Here is an 18,342-nt window from a genome sequence, read left to right as displayed (position 1 = left end):
CCCTCAGTCCTTGGCCACGGCGCGCAGCCGGTCCACCACTTCGGCCCGCAGCTCGGCCGGCTCGAGCACCACCACATCGGGGCCGAACTCCACCAGCCAGGCGTCCAGGCCGTGCCCGTACGGGATCTCCAACTCGTCCCAGCCGTCCCCGAGTTCCCGCTGTGCCGTGGCCCTGGCGCGCAGCGGATAGCCGGAGCCCGTACGCAGCCGGATTCGCGCCGAACGCTCGGCGATCTCCCCGGCCCAACCGGCCACCGTCTCCCGTACGGTCACGACATCGGGCACCTCGGCGGTGAACCGGCCCGCCCTCGACCGGACCCGGCCGGTGATCCGGGAGAGCCGGAAGACGCGCTCCGCGCCGCGGTCGGTGTCCCAGCCGGCCAGATACCAGTGGCCGCGCCAGCACTCCAGTGCCCAGGGCTCCACATGCCGGGTGGCGGGCCGGGCCGCGGTGGCCTTGCGGTAGTCGAAGACGACGGGCCGGCGGTCCCGGCAGGCGAGCATCAGCGGCTCGAACGCGGCCTCGTGCACCGGGATACGCGGCTCGAGGGCGCTGTGCGTCTCGCGGGGCTCGGCGGCCTCCTCGGGCATCCCGGCCGCACGCAGCTTCTGCAGTGCGCCACTGGCCGCGCCCGCCAGGCGCGCCTGCTGCCACACCTTGGCGGCCAGGCCCAGCGCGGCGGCCTCCTCCGCGTCGAGGGTGACGGGCGGCAGCCGGTTGCTGTCGCGGCGGGCCAGATATCCGGTCTCGCCGTCCAGGCTCTCCACGGTCTCGATGACCAGGCCGAGCTCGCGCAGATCGTCCTTGTCCCGCTCGAACATCCGGTTGAAGGCCTCGTCCGAAGCGGCCTCCAGGTAGGCCTCGATCGAACCGCGCAACTCGCGCTTGCTCAGCGGCCGTCGCGTGCCGAGCAGGCACAGCGCCAGATTCATCAGCCGCTCGGCCTTGGCAATCGCCATCGACGACCTACACCTTCCCCAAAGAGCGCTCCTGGACCGTCGACCGTACCGCCCCGGGGTGTCGCGACAAAAGCCGAGGGCCCCCACCGCCCCTTGAACCCAAGGAGGAGGCGAGGGCCCCGACCGTCCGGCGCACCGGCCCGGGCCACCCGGGCCGGTCCCGCCTCCAACCGGTACTCAGACGGAGACGAGATCGCAGACGAAGATCAGCGTCTCGCCGGGAGCGATCCGGCCGCCGCCGGCGCCACGGTCTCCGTAGGCCAGGTGCGGCGGGATCGTCAGCTGACGGCGACCGCCCACCTTCATGCCCTGGACGCCCTGGTCCCAGCCGCTGATGACCTGGCCGGCACCGAGCTGGAACGCCAGCGGCGTACCGCGGTTCCAACTGGCGTCGAACTCCTCGCCGGACGAGAAGGACACACCCACGTAGTGGACCTGGACGGTGTCGCCCGCCTTGGCCTCGGGGCCGTCGCCTTCCCAGATGTCCTTGATCTCGAGATCGGCCGGCGGCTCGCCGCCGGGGAAGTCGACCTCGGGCTTGTCGATGCTCACACGTGCTCCTGTGCTCTTCTGCGGATGGGCAACCGGGACAGTCTTACAGAGCGGCCAGGATGTCGACGGTGAAGACCAGCGTGGAGTTGGCCGGGATGCCCTGCTGCTTCTTGTCGCCGTAGCCGAGGTCCGGCGGCACCACGATCAGCACCCGGCTGCCGGCCTTCTTGCCCTTCAGGCCCTGCGACCAGCCCTTGACGACCTGCGACAGCATGAACTGCGCCAGCTCGCCACGCTTGTACGTCGAGTCGAACTCCTTGCCGCCGTCCCACAGCACGCCCTTGTACTGGACCAGGACGCCGTCGGACTCCTTGAGCTCCGGGCCGTCCCCCTCGATCACATAGCTGGACACCAGCTTCTTCGGAGCGTCCTTCTTGGGGACGTCGATCTTGGGGGCCTTGCCGTCCGTGTTCGTGCCGACCTTCGGCAGGTCGATGTTGCTCTGCGCGACCTCTTTGCCCTTGGCGGAGCTCTTGCCGTTGAAGGTGCCGACGATGTCGACCACGAACACCAGGGTGTCGGTGCCCTTGATACCGCCCTGCGGATTGCCCTGCTTGCCGTACCCGAGCGCCGGCGGGATCGCCAACTGCACCCGGCTGCCGATCTTCTTGCCCACCAGGCCCTGGTCCCAGCCCGGGATGACCTTGCCCGTCCCGATCGGGAACGCGGCCGGCTTGCCACGGTCGTAGGAGTTGTCGAACACCTTGGCCGTGTCCCAGATCTGGCCCAGATAGTCCGCCTGCAGATAGTCGCCCTTGACGACCTTGCCGCCGTCGCCCGCGATCAGCGTCTTCACCGCGAGATCCTTCGACGGCTTGCCCGGGCCCTTCGCGACGGTCGGCTTGTCACCGAACTTGGTGCCCTTGGTGACCTCCGGCAGCGGCCCGGCCACGATCTTCGCGTTGGGCGCCTTGGACTCGGAAGGGCTCTTGCTGGACTTGGCCTTGGACTTGTCGGCCTCGTCGTCACCGCAGCCGGCAAGCGTGAGCAGTCCGGCGGGAACGGCGAGAAGCAGGGAACGTCGGCGCACGGGGGGCCTCATCATCGATCGATCGTCTGGTCGGGTGCGCGCAACTCTACGGCGTGGAGAAGGCGCCGCACGAGCAACGTACGGCGCCTCGCGTTGCGTTCCACATCAGGGCAGCACGCCCGTGACACGGACCACTCCGCTCACATCTCCGGGTCACATGCCCGGCTCACATCCCGGCGATCAGCTTCTCCACCCGGTCGTCCACGGACCGGAACGGGTCCTTGCACAGCACCGTGCGCTGCGCCTGGTCATTGAGCTTCAGATGCACCCAGTCGACGGTGAAGTCCCGCCGCTGCTCCTGCGCCCGCCGGATGAAATCACCGCGCAGCCGCGCCCGAGTGGTCTGCGGGGGCACCGACTTGCCCTCGAAGATCTTCAAGTCGTTGCAGATACGGGCCGCTTGTCCCTTCTTCTCCAAGAGGTAGTAAAGACCACGACGGCGGTGGATGTCGTGATATGCGAGGTCTATCTGCGCGACCCGCGGATGCGACATCGTCATGTTGTTCTTCGCCCGGTAACGCTCGATGAGCTTGTACTTCATGACCCAGTCGATCTCGGTGTCGATACGGTCCAGATCCTCGTCCCGGATCGCCTCGAGCGCGCGGCCCCACAACTCCAGGACCCGCTCCACCGTGCCCGTACGGATCCCGCGGCGCTCGCAGAAGTCCACGGCCTTCTCGTAGTACTCCTGCTGCACCTCGAGCGCCGACGCCTCACGGCCACTGGCCAGACGCACCTTGCGCCGGCCCGTGATGTCGTGGCTGACCTCCCGGATCGCGCGGATCGGATTCTCCAGCGTCAGATCACGCATCACCGTGCCCGCCTCGATCATGCGCAGCACCAGGTCGGTCGCACCGACCTTCAGCATCATCGTCGTCTCCGACATGTTCGAATCGCCGACGATGACATGCAGCCGGCGATACCGCTCCGCATCCGCATGCGGCTCGTCCCGGGTGTTGATGATCGGCCGGGACCGGGTGGTCGCCGAACTGACGCCCTCCCAGATGTGCTCGGCCCGCTGGCTCACGCAGTACACCGCACCACGCGGAGTCTGCAGCACCTTGCCCGCACCGCACAGCAGCTGACGGGTCACCAGGAAAGGGATCAGGATGTCCGCGAGCCGGGAGAACTCCCCGTGCCGCGCCACCAGGTAGTTCTCGTGGCAGCCGTAGGAGTTGCCCGCCGAATCGGTGTTGTTCTTGAAGAGGTAGACGTCGCCCGCGATCCCCTCCTCGTGCAGGCGGCGTTCGGCATCGACGAGGAGGCCTTCCAGGATGCGTTCCCCGGCTTTGTCGTGGGTGACCAGCTCGGTCACGTTGTCACATTCCGGGGTTGCGTATTCCGGATGGGAACCCACGTCGAGGTAGAGGCGGGCGCCGTTCCGCAGAAACACATTGCTGCTGCGGCCCCATGACACGACACGGCGGAAGAGGTAGCGCGCCACTTCGTCAGGCGACAGACGGCGCTGTCCCCTGAACGTGCACGTGACGCCGTACTCGTTCTCCAGCCCGAAAATGCGGCGGTCCATGACTGAACATTACGCCTGATGACCCGCGCTGAAACCGTGTTCGGCCGCACCGTTTCGATCACTTTCCGACGCACCGCCAGGAGCCGTACCACGCCCGGGAACTGCAAGGACCCGCCCCGTCAGCACCAGAACGAGCAACGCCGCCACTCCCCCGGCCCCCGCCACCACGAACCCCGACGCCGTACCACCGACCTCCACCGCAGGCCCCGCAACACCCGTGCCGAGCGCCGCACCCACCCCGAACGTCGTCACCAGCCACGAGAACGCCTCCGTCACCGTACCCACCGGAGCATGCCGATCCACCACGACGAACGCGCACGCCAGCGACGGCGCAAGGAACAGACCCGACACCACCGCCAGCAGACACATCGCCACCACACCCGGCGTCAGCACCAACGGCAGATAGCCCAACGCAAGCAGCCCCACCAGAATCCGCAACCGCCGCTCCGGCACACCCGCCCACTGCCGCGCCCCGTACAGCGCACCACCGATCAGCGCACCGAGACCGAGCCCCGCCATCAGCCAGCCGTACACCGACTCACGCCCGTGATCATCCGCGTACGCCACCCCCGCCACCGTGATCGAACCGAGCGCCATACCCACGAAGAAGAACGAACCCAGCAGCGCAAGCAACCCCGGCGACCTCAGCGCACCCAGCCAGTGCGCCGCACGCGGCGCCGACCGCCACGCCCGCGACGGCTCCGACACCACCACCGAAAGCGCCCCGAGAACCCCGATCGCATTGATCACCAGAAGCGCGGCGGCCGCCGACCACAGCGACACCACAAGCGTCACCAGGAGCGGTCCGACCGTGAACATCACCTCCTGCGCCACCGCGTCCAGCGCATATGCCGAATGCACCCGGTCCGAGCGGCCGAGCACACTCGGCCACAGCGCCCGAAGACCTCCCTCGAGCGGCGGCGTGAACAACCCCGCCACCGCCACGCCCCCATAGGCCAGCGCCAGGACATCGATCCCCACCAGCGCGAACGCCGCCATCCCCAGACCGGAAAGGACCGCAGCCGGCAGCATCACCCGCGGCTGCCCGCGCAGATCCACCGCCCGCCCGAGCAGCGGCTGCCCCACCGCCGTCGCGATCCCGTACACCGCCGCCAGCGCACCCGCCAGGCTGTAACTGCCGCCCTCCGCACGCACGAAGAGCACGATCGCGATATGGCCGGTCGCATTGGGCAGCCGGCCCACCAGCGTGCCCGCCAGCAACCGCGCCGCATGCCGGGTACGCAGCAGGTCCAGATATCCCGAGGCCATGGCCCGCCCTTCTCGACCCCACCAAGTTTTACGTATAACGTCCGAGGCCATACGTACCATGACCGCCAACCCCAGGTCCACCGACAGGACCACCGCACCGCACCCCGCACACGGAGACACCGGTGACCCCACCCGCCGCGAGCACCCGCCCCACCGGCAAGGACGTCGCCCGCGCCGCCGGCGTCTCCCAAGCCGCCGTCTCCCTCGTCCTCGGCGACAAATGGCAGGGCCGCGTCTCCCCCGACACCGCCCGACGCGTCCGCGACGCCGCCCGACGCCTCGGCTACCGCCCCAACCTCGCCGCCCGCAACCTCCGCCTCGGCACCACCCGCACCGCCCTCCTCGTCGTCCCCGCCCTCACCAACGACTTCTTCGCCCGCGTCTACACCGGCGCCGCACGCATCGCCGCCCAACACGACTTCGGCGTCGTCGTCTACCCCTCACCCACCGGCATCGGCCCCGCCAAGGACCCCTTCGCCTCCGCAAGCACCGCACTCGACGGCGTCATCGCCTCCTCCATGGCCGCCACCTCACTCACCGCCATCCGCGGCGCCGCCCTCCCCCTCGTCATGCTCGACAGCGACCCCGACGACCCCCTCCCCGCCACCCACGTCAACCTCGCCCTCGCCGACGGCATGCACCAGATCGCCCACCACCTCACCGCACTCGGCCACCGCCACATCCTCCACCTCGCCGCCGACATCGACTCCTGGACCTTCGCCGTACGCGCCCACGCCCTCACCACAGCCCTCCAGGACACCCCCGACACCACACTCCGCACCGCCCCCACCCCCCTCACCGTGCACGGCGCCCTCGACACCACACTCCACGCCCTCCACACCACCCGCCCACGCCCCACCGCACTCGTCTGCGACGACGACCTCATCGCCGCCGGCGCCAGCAAAGCCGCCCGCCGACTCGGCCTCCACATCCCCCAAGACCTCTCCATCACCGGATTCGACGACCTCACCCTCGCCACCGCCCTCGAACCCGAACTCACCACCATCCACCTCCCCGCCGAACAAGTCGGCGAACGCGGCATGCAAGCCCTCCTCGCCCTCCTCGACGGCCGCACCCCCCGCACCGACCCCCTCCCCACCACCCTCGTCGTACGCGACTCCACCGCACCACCACCCACCTGACCCCACACCACCACAGCACCGCGCCCCCGCACCGCAACAACGGCACGAGGGCGCAGCACAACCAACGCGGGCCGACTACTCCTCAGCATCCTCCGAAGACGACGACTCCTCAGAACCGTCCCCCTCAGCCGCCCCAGCACCCGAACCCGAACCCGACTCGAGCAACCGCGACAACTGCCGCCCCACAATCCGCTTGAACTTCCGCTGCTGCGGCCGCGTACGGTCAAGAACCGCCACCTCGAGACGCTCAGCAGGAATCTCCCGCTCACCGCCGTTCGGCTCCCGAGACAACGCCTGCACCGCAAGCTGCAACGCCTCCGCCAACGTCATCCCGTCCCGATGACGCTGATCAAGAAACCCACTGATCATCTCCGCATTGCCACCCACAGCCACCGAACCGTGCTCATCCACGATCGACCCGTCATGCGGCAAGCGATAAATCTGGTCACCCTCGGCCTCATCACCGACCTCGGCAACCACCAACTCCACCTCGTACGGCTTCTCCGCATTGCTCGAGAAGATCGTGCCAAGGGTCTGCGCATACACGTTCGCCAGACCGCGCGCCGTCACATCACCACGGTCATAGGTATAACCCCGCAGATCCGCATAACGCACACCACCGATCCGCAGATTCTCGTACTCGTTGTACTTCCCCGCGGCCGCAAAACCGATCCGGTCATAGATCTCGCTGAACTTGTGCAGCGCACGGGACGGATTCTCACCGACGAACACAATGCCGTCGGCGAACTGCAGCACAACCAGACTGCGACCGCGCGCAATACCCTTCCGCGCATACTCCGCACGGTCGGCCATGGCCTGCTGAGGTGAGACATAGAACGGCGTCGACACCGGCTACCCGTCCCTTCCTGTCAATGACGTGAACAACCCCTCCGGCACAAGCCCGACGGGCCCCTGAACAACCGCAGACGCAACCGCCACGTCAGAGCAGCTCCGCCCGCGGACCATCAGGCTGCTGCATCCGACGATCCGTGATCGCCCGCGCAAGCTCCTGCGACTCCTGCTCACCAAGACGCCGGAAACCGTCCTCCGTGATCACCGTGACCACCGGATAGATCCGCCGCGCAAGATCCGGACCACCCGTCGCCGAATCGTCATCCGCAGCGTCGTACAACGCCTGAACCACCAACGTCGTCGCCTGCTCCTCCGACAGATCCTCGCGATACAACTTCTTCATCGACCCACGCGCGAACACCGAACCCGAACCCGTCGCCGCAAAACCCGTCTCCTCCGACCGGCCACCCGCCACGTCGTACGAGAAGATCCGACCCTTGCCGCGATCCACGTCATACCCCGCGAACAACGGCACCACCGCCAGACCCTGCATCGCCATGCCCAGATTCGACCGGATCATCGTCGACAGACGATTCGCCTTGCCCTCCAACGAGAGCTGCGCACCCTCCACCTTCTCGAAGTGCTCCAACTCCAGCTGGAAGAGCTTCACCATCTCCACCGCCAGACCGGCCGTACCCGCGATACCCACCGCCGAGTACTCATCGGCCGGGAACACCTTCTCGATGTCCCGCTGCGCGATCATGTTCCCCATCGTGGCCCGACGGTCACCGGCGAGCACCACGCCCCCCGGGAACGTCGTCGCCACGATCGTCGTGCCGTGCGGCGCCTCCACCATGCCCTTCACGGGCGGCAGTTGACGATTGCCCGGCAACATCTCCGGCTGATGCTCCGACAGGAAGTCCACGAACGACGAGGACCCCGGCGTCAGGAAGGCAGCTGGTAGACGCCCGGTGCTACGAGGATTGGCTTCCACGGGATTCCTTCCAGGTATGAGATGGCCCGAGTCAGAGCGTCGGGATCATCCCCCAACTTGCCGAGGGCCGAATTGCAGTTGAAGCACAGTACGCCACGGACCCTACCCGTCTCGTGGTCGTGATCCACATGAACGGCGGGAGCCTTCAGGCAGATCACACAGAGGCCCTTCTGAGCGGCAATCAACTCGTCCCGCTCGGCCTCGGTCATGCCGTACTGACTCTTGAGGTGACCTGCTCGCCCTCTGGCGGCTTTGCACTCCTTGCAGCACGAGGCGAGCCCGTCCGAAGCCGTGGCGTTGCGATGCCACTCGCTGTGAGGCTTGATCTCGCCACAACCGCGGCAGAACTTGTGCCCGGCGGGCACGGCCACCCGTGGGCGAACGTTCTTACCTTTCGCGAGCTGCCGTTCCTGGTGATACGCCGACCAGCACTCCCGGCAGTACGCCTGGAGCCCGTCCTTGGCCGACCTGTTGCCGGCGAAGGCCGCCCGCGGCTTCCGCTCCTTGCACCGCGAGCAGCGCTTCACCTGTTGCTCTTCGCTCACCTGAAGCCCGACACCCCCCACACCTTCGATTCAAAGGAAAATGCGAGCTACTGCCCGCCCTTCTGAACGAAACTCCGCACGAAGTCCTCAGCATTCTCCTCGAGGACATCGTCAATCTCGTCCAGGACCGAGTCCACGTCGTCGTCCAGTTTTTCCTGGCGTTCCTTGAGGTCCTCGGAGACGGCCGCGTCCTCGACCTGCTCCTCGGTCTCCTCGGTGGAACGTGTCGCCTTCTGCTGCCCGCCGCCGGTGTCCTTGGTCGCCATGTACCTCACCCCGCTCGGTGTCGACGTTTCTTGATCAGACCCTATAGCCGTGGTCCGACATCGGCCTCGCACTTTCTCAACGTGCGAGGCCCACCCCAGTGATTCCCCGGCCGGCCGGCTTTCAGCCGCCGGAGAGCACGCGGACCAGCTCTTCCGCGGTCCTGCAGCGGTCGAGCAGGGCCTTCACGTGGTTTCGCGTTCCGCGTAGTGGTTCGAGGGTCGGGACTCGTTGGAGGGAGTCGCGGCCGGGGAGGTCGAAGATGACCGAGTCCCAGGAGGCGGCGGCGACGTCGTCGGCGTACTGCTCGAGGCAGCGGCCGCGGAAGTAGGCGCGGGTGTCCTCGGGCGGCTTGCTCCGGGCCCGCTGGACGCTGTCCTCGTCGAGGAGGCGCTGCATCTTGCCGCGGGCGGCGAGGCGGTTGTAGAGGCCCTTGTCGGGGCGTACGTCGGCGTACTGGAGGTCGACGAGGTGGAGGCGGGCGGCGTCCCAGTCGAGGTTGTCGCGGCGCCGGTAGCCTTCCATGAGTTCGCGTTTGGCGATCCAGTCGAGTTCGCCGGCGAGGCTCATGGGGTCGGTTTCGAGGCGGGTGAGGGTGTCTTCCCAGCGGTGGAGGATGTCGCGGGTCTGGTCGTCGGCGTCGGCTCCGTAGCGTTCTTCGACGTATTTGCGGGCGAGCTCGTAGTACTCCATCTGGAGTTGGACGGCGGTGAGGGTGCGTCCGCTGCGGAGGGTGATGAGGTGTTGCAGTGTGGGGTCGTGTGAGACCTGGTGGAGGGTGCGTACGGGCTGGTCGACGGCGAGGTCGACGGCGATGAAGTCGTCCTCGATCATGGAGAGGACGAGGGCGGTGGTGCCGAGTTTGAGGTATGTGGAGATCTCGGAGAGGTTGGCGTCGCCGATGATCACGTGGAGTCGGCGGTATTTCTCGGCGTCCGAGTGGGGTTCGTCGCGGGTGTTGATGATGGGGCGCTTGAGTGTGGTTTCCAGGCCGACTTCGACTTCGAAGTAGTCGGCGCGCTGGCTGATCTGGAAGCCGTGTTCGTTGCCGTCCTGGCCGATGCCGACGCGGCCGGCGCCGGTGACGACCTGGCGGGAGACGAAGAAGGGGGTGAGGTGGCGCACGATGTCGGAGAAGGGGGTTTCCCGCTTCATGAGGTAGTTCTCGTGCGTGCCGTAGGAGGCGCCTTTGTTGTCGGTGTTGTTCTTGTAGAGGTGGATGGGCTGGGCGCCGGGGAGTTGTGCGGCTCGTTCGGCGGCTTCGGCCATGATGCGTTCGCCGGCTTTGTCCCAGAGGACGGCGTCGCGGGGGTTGGTGACTTCGGGGGCGCTGTATTCGGGGTGGGCGTGGTCGACGTAGAGGCGGGCGCCGTTGGTGAGGATGACGTTGGCGAGGCCGATGTCTTCGTCGGTGAGTTGGGTGGAGTCGGCGGCTTCGCGTGCGAGGTCGAAGCCGCGGGCGTCCCGCAGCGGGTTCTCTTCCTCGAAGTCCCAGCGGGCGCGTCGTGCCCGGTGCATCGCCGCCGCGTAGGCGTTGACGATCTGGGACGAGGTGAGCATGGCATTGGCGTTGGGGTGTCCGGGTACGGAGATGCCGTACTCGGTCTCGATGCCCATTACTCGCCGTACGGTCATGCGGCCCTCCTTGCCCGGCGGCGCTCCTGTTCGGGAGCGGCGCTCAAGTACCGCTGGTTCTCCGGTGCGTGTGCGGTGCCCGTCCCCGCACTGCGCGACTCGGCGGTAGGGATGAGCCTAGATGGGCTTTGCCCTGGTGGGGAGATCAATTCAGTCATTGCTGCGGCTCTGCTCGGTGCCCGGAAAGCAGTGGGCTGCGGGTGCCCGCCGTGGGCACCCGCAGCCGCCCTGGGTTTTACAGGTACTGGCCGGTGTTGGCCACGGTGTCGATGGAGCGTCCGGTGTCTGCGCCCTGTTTTCCGGTGACGAGGGTGCGGATGTACACGATCCGTTCGCCCTTCTTGCCGGAGATGCGGGCCCAGTCGTCGGGGTTGGTGGTGTTGGGGAGGTCTTCGTTCTCCTTGAATTCGTCGATGCACGCTTGGAGGAGGTGCGCGACGCGGAGGCCCTTCTGGTTCTGTTCGAGGTAGGCCTTGATGGCCATTTTCTTGGCGCGGCCGACGATGTTTTCGATCATGGCGCCGGAGTTGAAGTCCTTGAAGTAGAGGACTTCCTTGTCGCCGTTGGCGTACGTGACTTCGAGGAAGCGGTTCTCCTCGGATTCGGCGTACATCTGCTCGACGACGGATTGGATCATGGCCTGGGAGGTGGAGTCGCGGTCGCCCGCGTGTTCCGCCAGGTCGTCGGAGTGCAGGGGCAGGGACGACTTCATGTACTTGCTGAAGATGTCCTTGGCTGCTTCTGCGTCGGGTCGTTCGATCTTGATTTTGACGTCGAGCCGGCCGGGGCGCAGGATCGCGGGGTCGATCATGTCCTCGCGGTTGGAGGCGCCGATCACGATGACGTTCTCGAGGCCTTCGACGCCGTCGATCTCGGCGAGGAGCTGCGGGACGATGGTGTTTTCCACGTCTGAGCTGACGCCGGATCCGCGGGTGCGGAAGAGTGATTCCATCTCGTCGAAGAAGACGATGACGGGGGTTCCTTCGCTGGCCTTCTCGCGTGCGCGCTGGAAGACGAGGCGGATGTGCCGCTCTGTTTCGCCGACGTATTTGTTGAGGAGCTCCGGGCCCTTGATGTTGAGGAAGTAGCTTTTGCCCGCGGGTTGTCCGGTGACCTCGGCGACCTTTTTGGCCAGGGAGTTGGCGACGGCTTTGGCGATGAGTGTCTTGCCGCAGCCGGGGGGGCCGTAGAGGAGGACGCCCTTGGGGGGCCGGAGTTCGTGTTCTTTGAAAAGGTCTGGATAGAGGTAGGGGAGTTCGACGGCGTCTCGGATCAGTTCGATCTGGTTGCCGAGGCCGCCGATCTTGTTGTAGTCGATGTCGGGGACCTCTTCGAGGACCAGTTCTTCGACTTCGCTCTTGGGTACGACCTCGTAGACGTAGCCGGAGCGGGGTTCGAGCAGGAGGGCGTCGCCGGGGCGGATGGTGACGTCGAGGAGTGGTTCGGCGAGGCGTACCACTCGTTCTTCGTCGGTGTGTCCGATGACCAGGGCTCGTTCGCCGTCCTCGAGGATCTCTTTGAGGGTGACGATGTCTCCGACGCTCTCGTATTCCATGGCTTCGACCACGTTGAGAGCTTCGTTGAGCATGACTTCCTGGCCGCGCCTGAGGTCGGGGAGTTCGACGCTCGGGCTGACGTTGACCCGGAGTTTGCGGCCGCCGGTGAAGATGTCGGCGGTGCCGTCCTCGTTGGCGGTGAGGAAGACGCCGAAGCCGGCTGGGGGCTGTGCGAGCCGGTCGACTTCTTCCTTGAGGGCCACGATCTGGTCGCGGGCCTCACGGAGGGTGTTCGCCAGGCGTTCGTTCTGGGCGGACACTCCTGCCAGGTTGGTCTGCAGCTCGACGATCCGCTCTTCGAGAATCCTCGTGTGTCGCGGAGAGTCGGCGAGCTTGCGTCGCAGGACGGCGATCTCCTGCTCGAGATAGGCAATCTGACCGGCAGGGTCTTCGGACCCTCGACCCGGGCGGATGCCGCGGTTCATGTCGTCGTCGTGGGCTGCCACGGTCCTCACCTCCTCCAAGGGGAGCTGGACGCTTCCTGACCCTACCTGGGCCGGTGCTGATTGAAACCCCTAGATCACAAACAGGGACGGGCTGTGTCCGATCTTCACCCTTGCGTAGCTGCTCCTGCCAGCTCAATACCCACCGAACAACATCGGAAAGCGGGCGGTTGTATCGTCGGAACGTTCAACACCCGTCAGGGCTGGCCCGACTTGTACGGTGTCGGTGTGGCACGACGTGAGAGATGGCAGGAGACATGACCGTGACGCAGGAGGGCCCTTCCGGTGAGGCCGGTGAGGAACTGGAGGTCTGGATCGATCAGGATCTCTGCACCGGCGACGGCATCTGTGCGCAGTACGCACCGGAGGTGTTCGAGCTCGACATCGACGGCTTGGCGTATGTGAAGAGTGCGGCCGACGAGCTGTTGCAGGATCCGGGGGCGACGACTCGGGTGCCGCTGCCGTTGCTGCGTGATGTGGCGGATTCCGCGAAGGAGTGCCCGGGGGACTGTATTCATGTGCGGCGGGTTTCGGACAGTGTCGAGGTGTACGGTCCGGACGCTCCGTAGTTCTGCGCTTGCGCCATGTCCTTGGTGGGGAGGGTGGCGGCGAGGTGTGTGAAGGGCCCGGTTCCCTGCTCCTGGTCGGAGTGCGGGGCCGGGCCCTTTCGGTTGTCGCGGGGTGGGTCAGGCGCTGTGGGCGGCGGCTTGTCGGGACCGTACGAAGGACTGGTCCTTCCACTTCCAGGCGGCTTTTTCGCGGGTGTCGGGGCAGCAGCTGGGCACGGTGGGTGCGGAGTAGCCGAGGAGGGTGGCGGTGACGGTGGCGTCGTGCACGGCGAAGTCGGTGACGGTGAGGCGTTCGTCGGGGTCGACGAGGGTGGCGACGACGCGCGGTTCGCCGGTGTGTGGCTGGGTGATGACGTAGATGCCGTGGGGCGGTGTGCCGGAGCCGGCTTTGCAGCGTACGGCGGCGACGGTTTCCGGCCGTCCGTCGCGGTCGAGGTCGCCGGTGGCGTGGTGGGTGATGTCGGGTTCGGCGGTGCCGCACTGGAGTGGGTAGTCGACGCTGCCGGCGTCGGGGGCGGTGGCGGCGGGTGCCGGGGCGGCGGCCGGTTCGGGGCTGTCGGTCTGGGCCGCGGTGGCGTTGCGGGGCCCGATGAAGGAGGAGGCCGCGACGACGGCTGCCACGGCGAGGGCGGTGGCGAGCCAGTGGATGGGGCGGGTGTGGGTGTGGGCGAGCTCCGGGACGGCGGGGTGCTGCACGAGGAGGGTCTCCTGTGAGGGCTGTGCCGGTGGGGGTGGCCAGCATCGTGCCATACCTCACATCGGGGTGGAACGGCGGGGTCCGGGTTGTCAACGAAAAGCCGCCGCCGCCGAGTTCTCGCTGTGCGGCGGGAACTGGGCGGCGGCGGCTGTGCGTTGGGCGGGTGGTGGTGGGCGGCGTCAGCTTCTGGGGGTGCCGCCGTCGGCGTTGGGGCCGGTGTAGTCCTCGCCGTAGGCGCCCTTGGAGGGGCGGCGGCGGCGCATGGGGGGCTCGACGCCGTCCGCGAGGCGGCGGGCGGTGAGCAGGAAGCCGGTGTGGCCGATCATGCGGTGGTCGGGGCGGACGGCGAGGCCTTCGATGTGCCAGTTGCGGATCATCGATTCCCAGGCGTTGGGCTCGTTGAAGCAGCCGATCTCGCGGATGGATTCGACGGTCCGGGCGAGCTGGGTGGTGGTGGCGACGTAGGCGCAGACGATGCCGCCGGGGACGAGGGCCTTGGAGACGGCTTCGAGGCATTCCCAGGGGGCGAGCATGTCGAGGATGACGCGGTCGACCTCGGTGTCGCTGAGGTTGTCCTGGAGGTCTCCGACGGTGAGCTGCCAGGCGGGGTGCGGGGCGCCGAAGTAGCGCTCGACGTTCTGCTGGGCGATGTCGGCGAAGTCTTCGCGGCGCTCGTAGCTGTGCAGCATGCCGTGGTCGCCGATGGCGCGCAGCAGGAAGGTGCTGAGGGATCCGGAGCCCACTCCTGCTTCCACGACGCGGGCGCCGGGGAAGATGTCGGCGAAGGCCAGGATCTGGCCTGCGTCCTTGGGGTAGACCACGGCGGCGCCGCGGGGCATGGACAGGACGTAGTCGGGGAGCAGGGGGCGCAGGGCCAGGTAGGCCACGTTCCCGGTGGTTCGGACAACACTGCCCTCGGGAGCGCCGATCAGCTCGTCGTGCGGGAAGGAACCCTTGTGGGTGTGGAAGTTCTTCCCTGCTTCGAGCGTGAACGTGTAGTGGCGTCCCTTGGGGTCGGTGAGCTGGACCTGGTCCCCGACCTTGAAGGGCCCGCGGCGGCGGGCGGCACCGGTCGGTTCGGACATGGCGTCCAGCCTACCGGCCCGGTGCGGGGCCGCTGACCACGCGGGGGCCGGGAGGGTGGGGTGGTCAGTTGTTCCTGGCCATGGCTTTGACGAAGGCGCGTTCCACGTCGGCGGTGGAGAGTACGCCGTAGATCTGGCCGGTGTTCTCGATGACGAGGTATTCGGTGGCGGGGTTGGCGCGCAGGGTGTCGAGGAGTTCCTCGCCGGAGAGTTCGGCGGAGACCTTCATGCCGTCGGTGAGGTCCTGGGCGAGGCCGCTGACGGCGACCCAGGGCCTGCGGTGTTCGGGTACGCCGACGATGGCTGCTTCGCGTACGAGGGAGAGGGGGTCGCCGTGGGGGTCGACGACGACGAGGGCGCGGGCGCCGGCGTCGTTGGCGCGGCGCAGGGCTTCGGAGAGTGGGGTGGCTGCTTCGACGGGGACGGCGCGGCGGGTGAGGGTGCGGGCGCGGAGTTCGGGGAGGTGTTCGCGCAGGCGCGCCATGCGCAGGCTGTTGCCGGCGCCGGTCCAGATGATGGCGGCGAGGATGGCGGCGAGCAGTGCGTCGGTGATGGTGTCCATGCCGACGCCGTCCATGGCGTCGGTGCCGATCTTGCCGGACTGGGTGAGCAGGGGCAGGCCGATGAGGACGCTGATGGCGAGGGCGCGGCCGACCCAGGCGGCGGCGATGGTGCCGCTCATGGGCTTGCCGGTGATCTTCCAGACGACGGCGCGGAGCATGCGGCCGCCGTCGAGGGGCAGTCCTGGCAGCAGGTTGAACGCGGCGACGATGAGGTTGGAGAACATCAGGCTGGCGAGCAGTACGCCGGGGACGGTGCCTGGTTGGACGGTCTGCATTCCGAGGTAGAAGAGGCCGCCGAGGACGAGGGAGAGCAGCGGGCCGACGAAGGCGAGGACGAATTCGCGGCCGGGTGTCTCGGATTCCTTCTCGATCTCGGAGACGCCGCCGATGAACTGCAGTTGGATGCGCCGGACCGGGAGTTTGTAGCGGAGGGCGACGACGGTGTGGGCGAGTTCGTGGACGAGTACGGAGGCGTAGAAGGCGACGGCGAAGAAGAGGGAGATGAGGTATCGGACGGCGCCGAGTTCGGGCAGGATGCGCTCGAGTTGGATGCCGAAGACCCAGGTGATGAGGGCGGCGACGACGAACCAGCTGGGTGCGACGTAGATGGGGACGCCGAAGGGCCGGCCCATGAGGAATCCGCCGCCGGGGTCTTTGCGCTTGGGGGTGGCGGTGGTGGGTTCGGGGGTGGTCTTCGGGTGGTCGGGGGCTTGTTTGTGGAGGTTGATCCGGTCCGTGTCGGGGCCGGTGTGGGCCGGGTTTTCGTCGGCTGTCGGCTCGTCGGTGCCCTGTGCTGTGCCGGTGTCGGCCGGCTCCTTGCCGTCGGCGGCCGGTGCCCGGTCCTGGGGGTGGTTGTCCCGGGCCGGGGCGTGCGGCTGCTGCGGCGCGGCCTCCTCGGTGGCCGGGTCGGCTTCGCCGGTGCCGGACTGCGGCTGTCCGCTCCCGCCGCGTTCGTCCACGATGTCCCCTCGTTCGATGCTTCCCCCGCTGCCGGGCGCCTCTATGGGCGCTGGACCCGGTGCGAGGGGGTCTGCCGTCGATGGTATGCGGCTGGTGTCAGTGGCGGGTCGTAGGGTCTTCCCCATGAACACCAGCACCGACGCCGTGCAGGGCGCCGAGCGCCCGGCCTCCCTGTCTCCGTCGCGCGCGGGCGACTTCATGCAGTGTCCGCTGCTCTACCGCTTCCGTGTGATCGACAAACTTCCGGAGAAGCCGAGCGAGGCGGCCACGCGCGGCACGCTGGTGCACGCGGTCCTTGAGCGGCTGTTCGATGCGCCGGCCGGTGAGCGGACGGCTCCGCGGGCGAAGGCGCTGATTCCGGGGCAGTGGGAGCGGCTGCGTGAGGCTCGTCCGGAGTTGGCGGAGTTGTTCGCGGAGGGTGTGCAGGAGGGCGGGGAGGCGTCCGGCGGCGGTGGTGAGGGCGGCGATCCGGGTGAGCGGCTCGCGCGCTGGCTGGGGCAGGCGGAGGCGCTGGTGGAGCGGTGGTTCACGCTGGAGGATCCGACGCGGCTCGAGCCTGCGGAGCGTGAGTTGTTCGTGGAGGCGGAGCTGGATTCCGGTCTGCGGCTGCGCGGGATCATCGACCGGGTGGATGTGGCGCCGACGGGCGAGGTCCGGATCGTCGACTACAAGACGGGCAAGGCTCCGCGCCCCGAGTATGCGGAGGGCGCGCTGTTCCAGATGAAGTTCTACGCGTTGGTGGTGTGGCGGTTGAAGGGTGTGGTGCCGCGCCGGCTGCAGTTGGTGTATTTGGGCAGCGGGGATGTGCTGACCTACGACCCGCGGTCGGAGGATCTGGAGCGGGTGGAGCGGAAGCTGCTTGCGCTGTGGGATGCGATCCGTCGTGCGACGGAGTCGGGTGACTGGCGGCCGCGACGGTCCAAGTTGTGTGGTTGGTGCGACCATCAGGCGGTTTGCCCGGAGTTCGGTGGGACTCCCCCGCCGTATCCGCTTCCGGTCGGCCCGCCCGGGTCGGCAGCGGCGCCGCAGGGCAGAATGGGCCCGGTCTAGCGAAGGAGATTGTCGTGGCGATCCGCGTCCTGCTGGTCGACGACCAGCCGCTGCTGCGTACCGGCTTCCGGATGATCCTGGAGGCCGAGCAGGATCTTGCGGTCGTCGGCGAGGCCGGTGACGGTCTGCAGGCGCTCGATCAGGTCCGTGCGCTGCAGCCCGATGTGGTGCTGATGGACATCCGGATGCCCCGGATGGACGGGGTGGAGGCGACTCGGCAGATCACGGGTCCTGGCCGGGACGGTCCGGCGAAGGTGCTGGTGCTGACGACGTTCGATCTGGACGAGTACGTGGTGGAGGCGCTGAAGGCCGGGGCGAGCGGCTTCCTTCTGAAGGATGCGCCGGCGCACGAGCTGGTGCAGGCGATCCGGGTGGTCGCGGGCGGCGAGGCGATGCTGGCTCCGAGCATCACTCGGCGGCTGCTCGACAAGTACGCGGGCCATCTGCCGTCCGGTGAGGAGCCGGTGCCGGACACGCTGCACACCTTGACCGAGCGTGAGGTCGAGGTGTTGAAGCTGGTGGCGCGGGGTCTGTCGAATGCGGAGATCGCGGCGGATCTGTTCGTGAGTGAGACGACGGTCAAGACGCATGTGGGTCATGTGCTGACGAAGCTCGGCCTGCGGGACCGGGTGCAGGCGGCGGTGTACGCGTACGAGAGTGGTCTGGTGCGTCCCGGCGCCCAGTGNGGCGGCGGTGTACGCGTACGAG

Annotated in this window: 17 protein-coding genes and 1 pseudogene; 4 read left to right on the top strand and 14 right to left on the bottom strand. The window is 67.7% G+C overall.

Translation table 11 applies throughout. The features are described from left to right. Window positions 1-3: 3 nt before the first annotated feature. The 5 genes from DY218_RS08990 to DY218_RS08970 form a co-directional block, all read right to left on the bottom strand. Complete coding sequence (locus tag DY218_RS08990; RefSeq protein ID WP_128555396.1) at window positions 4-960, bottom strand: helix-turn-helix transcriptional regulator; 957 nt, start codon at window positions 958-960, stop codon at window positions 4-6. Window positions 961-1,137: 177 nt separating this feature from the next. Next, window positions 1,138-1,512: an FKBP-type peptidyl-prolyl cis-trans isomerase gene (locus tag DY218_RS08985; protein ID WP_128555395.1), complete on the bottom strand. Its 375-nt coding sequence runs from the start codon at window positions 1,510-1,512 to the stop codon at window positions 1,138-1,140. A 43-nt stretch (window positions 1,513-1,555) separates the two neighbouring features. Next, complete coding sequence (locus DY218_RS08980; protein WP_128555394.1) at window positions 1,556-2,542, bottom strand: FKBP-type peptidyl-prolyl cis-trans isomerase; 987 nt, start codon at window positions 2,540-2,542, stop codon at window positions 1,556-1,558. Window positions 2,543-2,708: 166 nt separating this feature from the next. After that, complete coding sequence (pafA, locus tag DY218_RS08975; RefSeq protein WP_119288896.1) at window positions 2,709-4,070, bottom strand: Pup--protein ligase; 1,362 nt, start codon at window positions 4,068-4,070, stop codon at window positions 2,709-2,711. Between the two features lie 9 nt (window positions 4,071-4,079). Next, complete coding sequence (locus tag DY218_RS08970) at window positions 4,080-5,339, bottom strand: MFS transporter (RefSeq protein WP_128555393.1); 1,260 nt, start codon at window positions 5,337-5,339, stop codon at window positions 4,080-4,082. Window positions 5,340-5,461: 122 nt separating this feature from the next. Here DY218_RS08970 and DY218_RS08965 point away from each other — a divergent pair, with 122 nt between their 5' ends. Further along, on the top strand, window positions 5,462-6,481 hold the full coding sequence (locus DY218_RS08965) for a LacI family DNA-binding transcriptional regulator (RefSeq protein WP_128555392.1): 1,020 nt from the start codon (window positions 5,462-5,464) through the stop codon (window positions 6,479-6,481). 75 nt (window positions 6,482-6,556) lie between these two features. Here DY218_RS08965 and prcA read toward each other — a convergent pair whose 3' ends face one another. From prcA to arc, 6 genes are all read right to left on the bottom strand, one after another. Then, window positions 6,557-7,330, bottom strand: a complete 774-nt coding sequence (gene prcA, locus DY218_RS08960; RefSeq protein WP_128555391.1) for a proteasome subunit alpha — start codon at window positions 7,328-7,330, stop codon at window positions 6,557-6,559. Window positions 7,331-7,421: 91 nt separating this feature from the next. Continuing rightward, entirely contained in the window at window positions 7,422-8,267 is an 846-nt protein-coding gene (gene prcB, locus DY218_RS08955; RefSeq protein ID WP_128555390.1) for a proteasome subunit beta, read from the bottom strand. Next, complete coding sequence (locus tag DY218_RS08950) at window positions 8,219-8,812, bottom strand: endonuclease VII domain-containing protein (protein WP_128555389.1); 594 nt, start codon at window positions 8,810-8,812, stop codon at window positions 8,219-8,221. The genes prcB and DY218_RS08950 overlap by 49 nt, the downstream gene beginning before the upstream one ends. Window positions 8,813-8,859: 47 nt before the next feature. Next, window positions 8,860-9,078 (bottom strand): ubiquitin-like protein Pup, encoded by a 219-nt coding sequence (locus tag DY218_RS08945; RefSeq protein WP_119288907.1) that lies wholly within the window; start codon window positions 9,076-9,078, stop codon window positions 8,860-8,862. A gap of 121 nt (window positions 9,079-9,199) precedes the next feature. Further along, window positions 9,200-10,711, bottom strand: coding sequence for a depupylase/deamidase Dop (gene dop / locus DY218_RS08940; RefSeq protein ID WP_199566672.1), 1,512 nt, complete (start codon window positions 10,709-10,711; stop codon window positions 9,200-9,202). A gap of 235 nt (window positions 10,712-10,946) precedes the next feature. Beyond that, window positions 10,947-12,713, bottom strand: a complete 1,767-nt coding sequence (arc, locus tag DY218_RS08935; protein WP_128555388.1) for a proteasome ATPase — start codon at window positions 12,711-12,713, stop codon at window positions 10,947-10,949. A gap of 254 nt (window positions 12,714-12,967) precedes the next feature. Here arc and DY218_RS08925 point away from each other — a divergent pair, with 254 nt between their 5' ends. Next, entirely contained in the window at window positions 12,968-13,279 is a 312-nt protein-coding gene (locus tag DY218_RS08925) for a ferredoxin (protein WP_128555387.1), read from the top strand. 117 nt (window positions 13,280-13,396) lie between these two features. On the opposite strand, the gene DY218_RS08920 is transcribed toward DY218_RS08925, so the two are convergent. The 3 genes from DY218_RS08920 to DY218_RS08910 all read right to left on the bottom strand — a co-directional run bounded on the left by DY218_RS08920 (window position 13,397) and on the right by DY218_RS08910 (window position 16,583). Continuing rightward, window positions 13,397-13,975 carry a hypothetical protein gene (locus DY218_RS08920; protein WP_128555386.1) on the bottom strand — a complete coding sequence of 193 codons (579 nt, stop codon included), beginning with the start codon at window positions 13,973-13,975 and terminating at the stop codon, window positions 13,397-13,399. 180 nt (window positions 13,976-14,155) lie between these two features. After that, window positions 14,156-15,061, bottom strand: a complete 906-nt coding sequence (locus DY218_RS08915) for a tRNA (adenine-N1)-methyltransferase (protein ID WP_128555385.1) — start codon at window positions 15,059-15,061, stop codon at window positions 14,156-14,158. A 64-nt stretch (window positions 15,062-15,125) separates the two neighbouring features. After that, entirely contained in the window at window positions 15,126-16,583 is a 1,458-nt protein-coding gene (locus tag DY218_RS08910; RefSeq protein WP_128555384.1) for a site-2 protease family protein, read from the bottom strand. A gap of 124 nt (window positions 16,584-16,707) precedes the next feature. Between DY218_RS08910 and DY218_RS08905 the strand changes: the two genes are divergently transcribed. Both DY218_RS08905 and DY218_RS08900 read left to right on the top strand, forming a co-directional pair. Further along, window positions 16,708-17,634: a RecB family exonuclease gene (locus DY218_RS08905; RefSeq protein ID WP_128555383.1), complete on the top strand. Its 927-nt coding sequence runs from the start codon at window positions 16,708-16,710 to the stop codon at window positions 17,632-17,634. A 14-nt stretch (window positions 17,635-17,648) separates the two neighbouring features. Beyond that, window positions 17,649-18,319: pseudogene (locus DY218_RS08900) on the top strand (response regulator); the annotation flags it as partial. Between the last annotated feature and the right edge of the window lie 23 nt (window positions 18,320-18,342).

This window comes from Streptomyces triticagri (assembly GCF_003429565.1).
Lineage (GTDB): Bacteria > Actinomycetota > Actinomycetes > Streptomycetales > Streptomycetaceae > Streptomyces > Streptomyces triticagri.
Note: the sequence above shows the minus strand (reverse complement) of the source record. Positions and strands in the feature narration are given on the sequence as shown.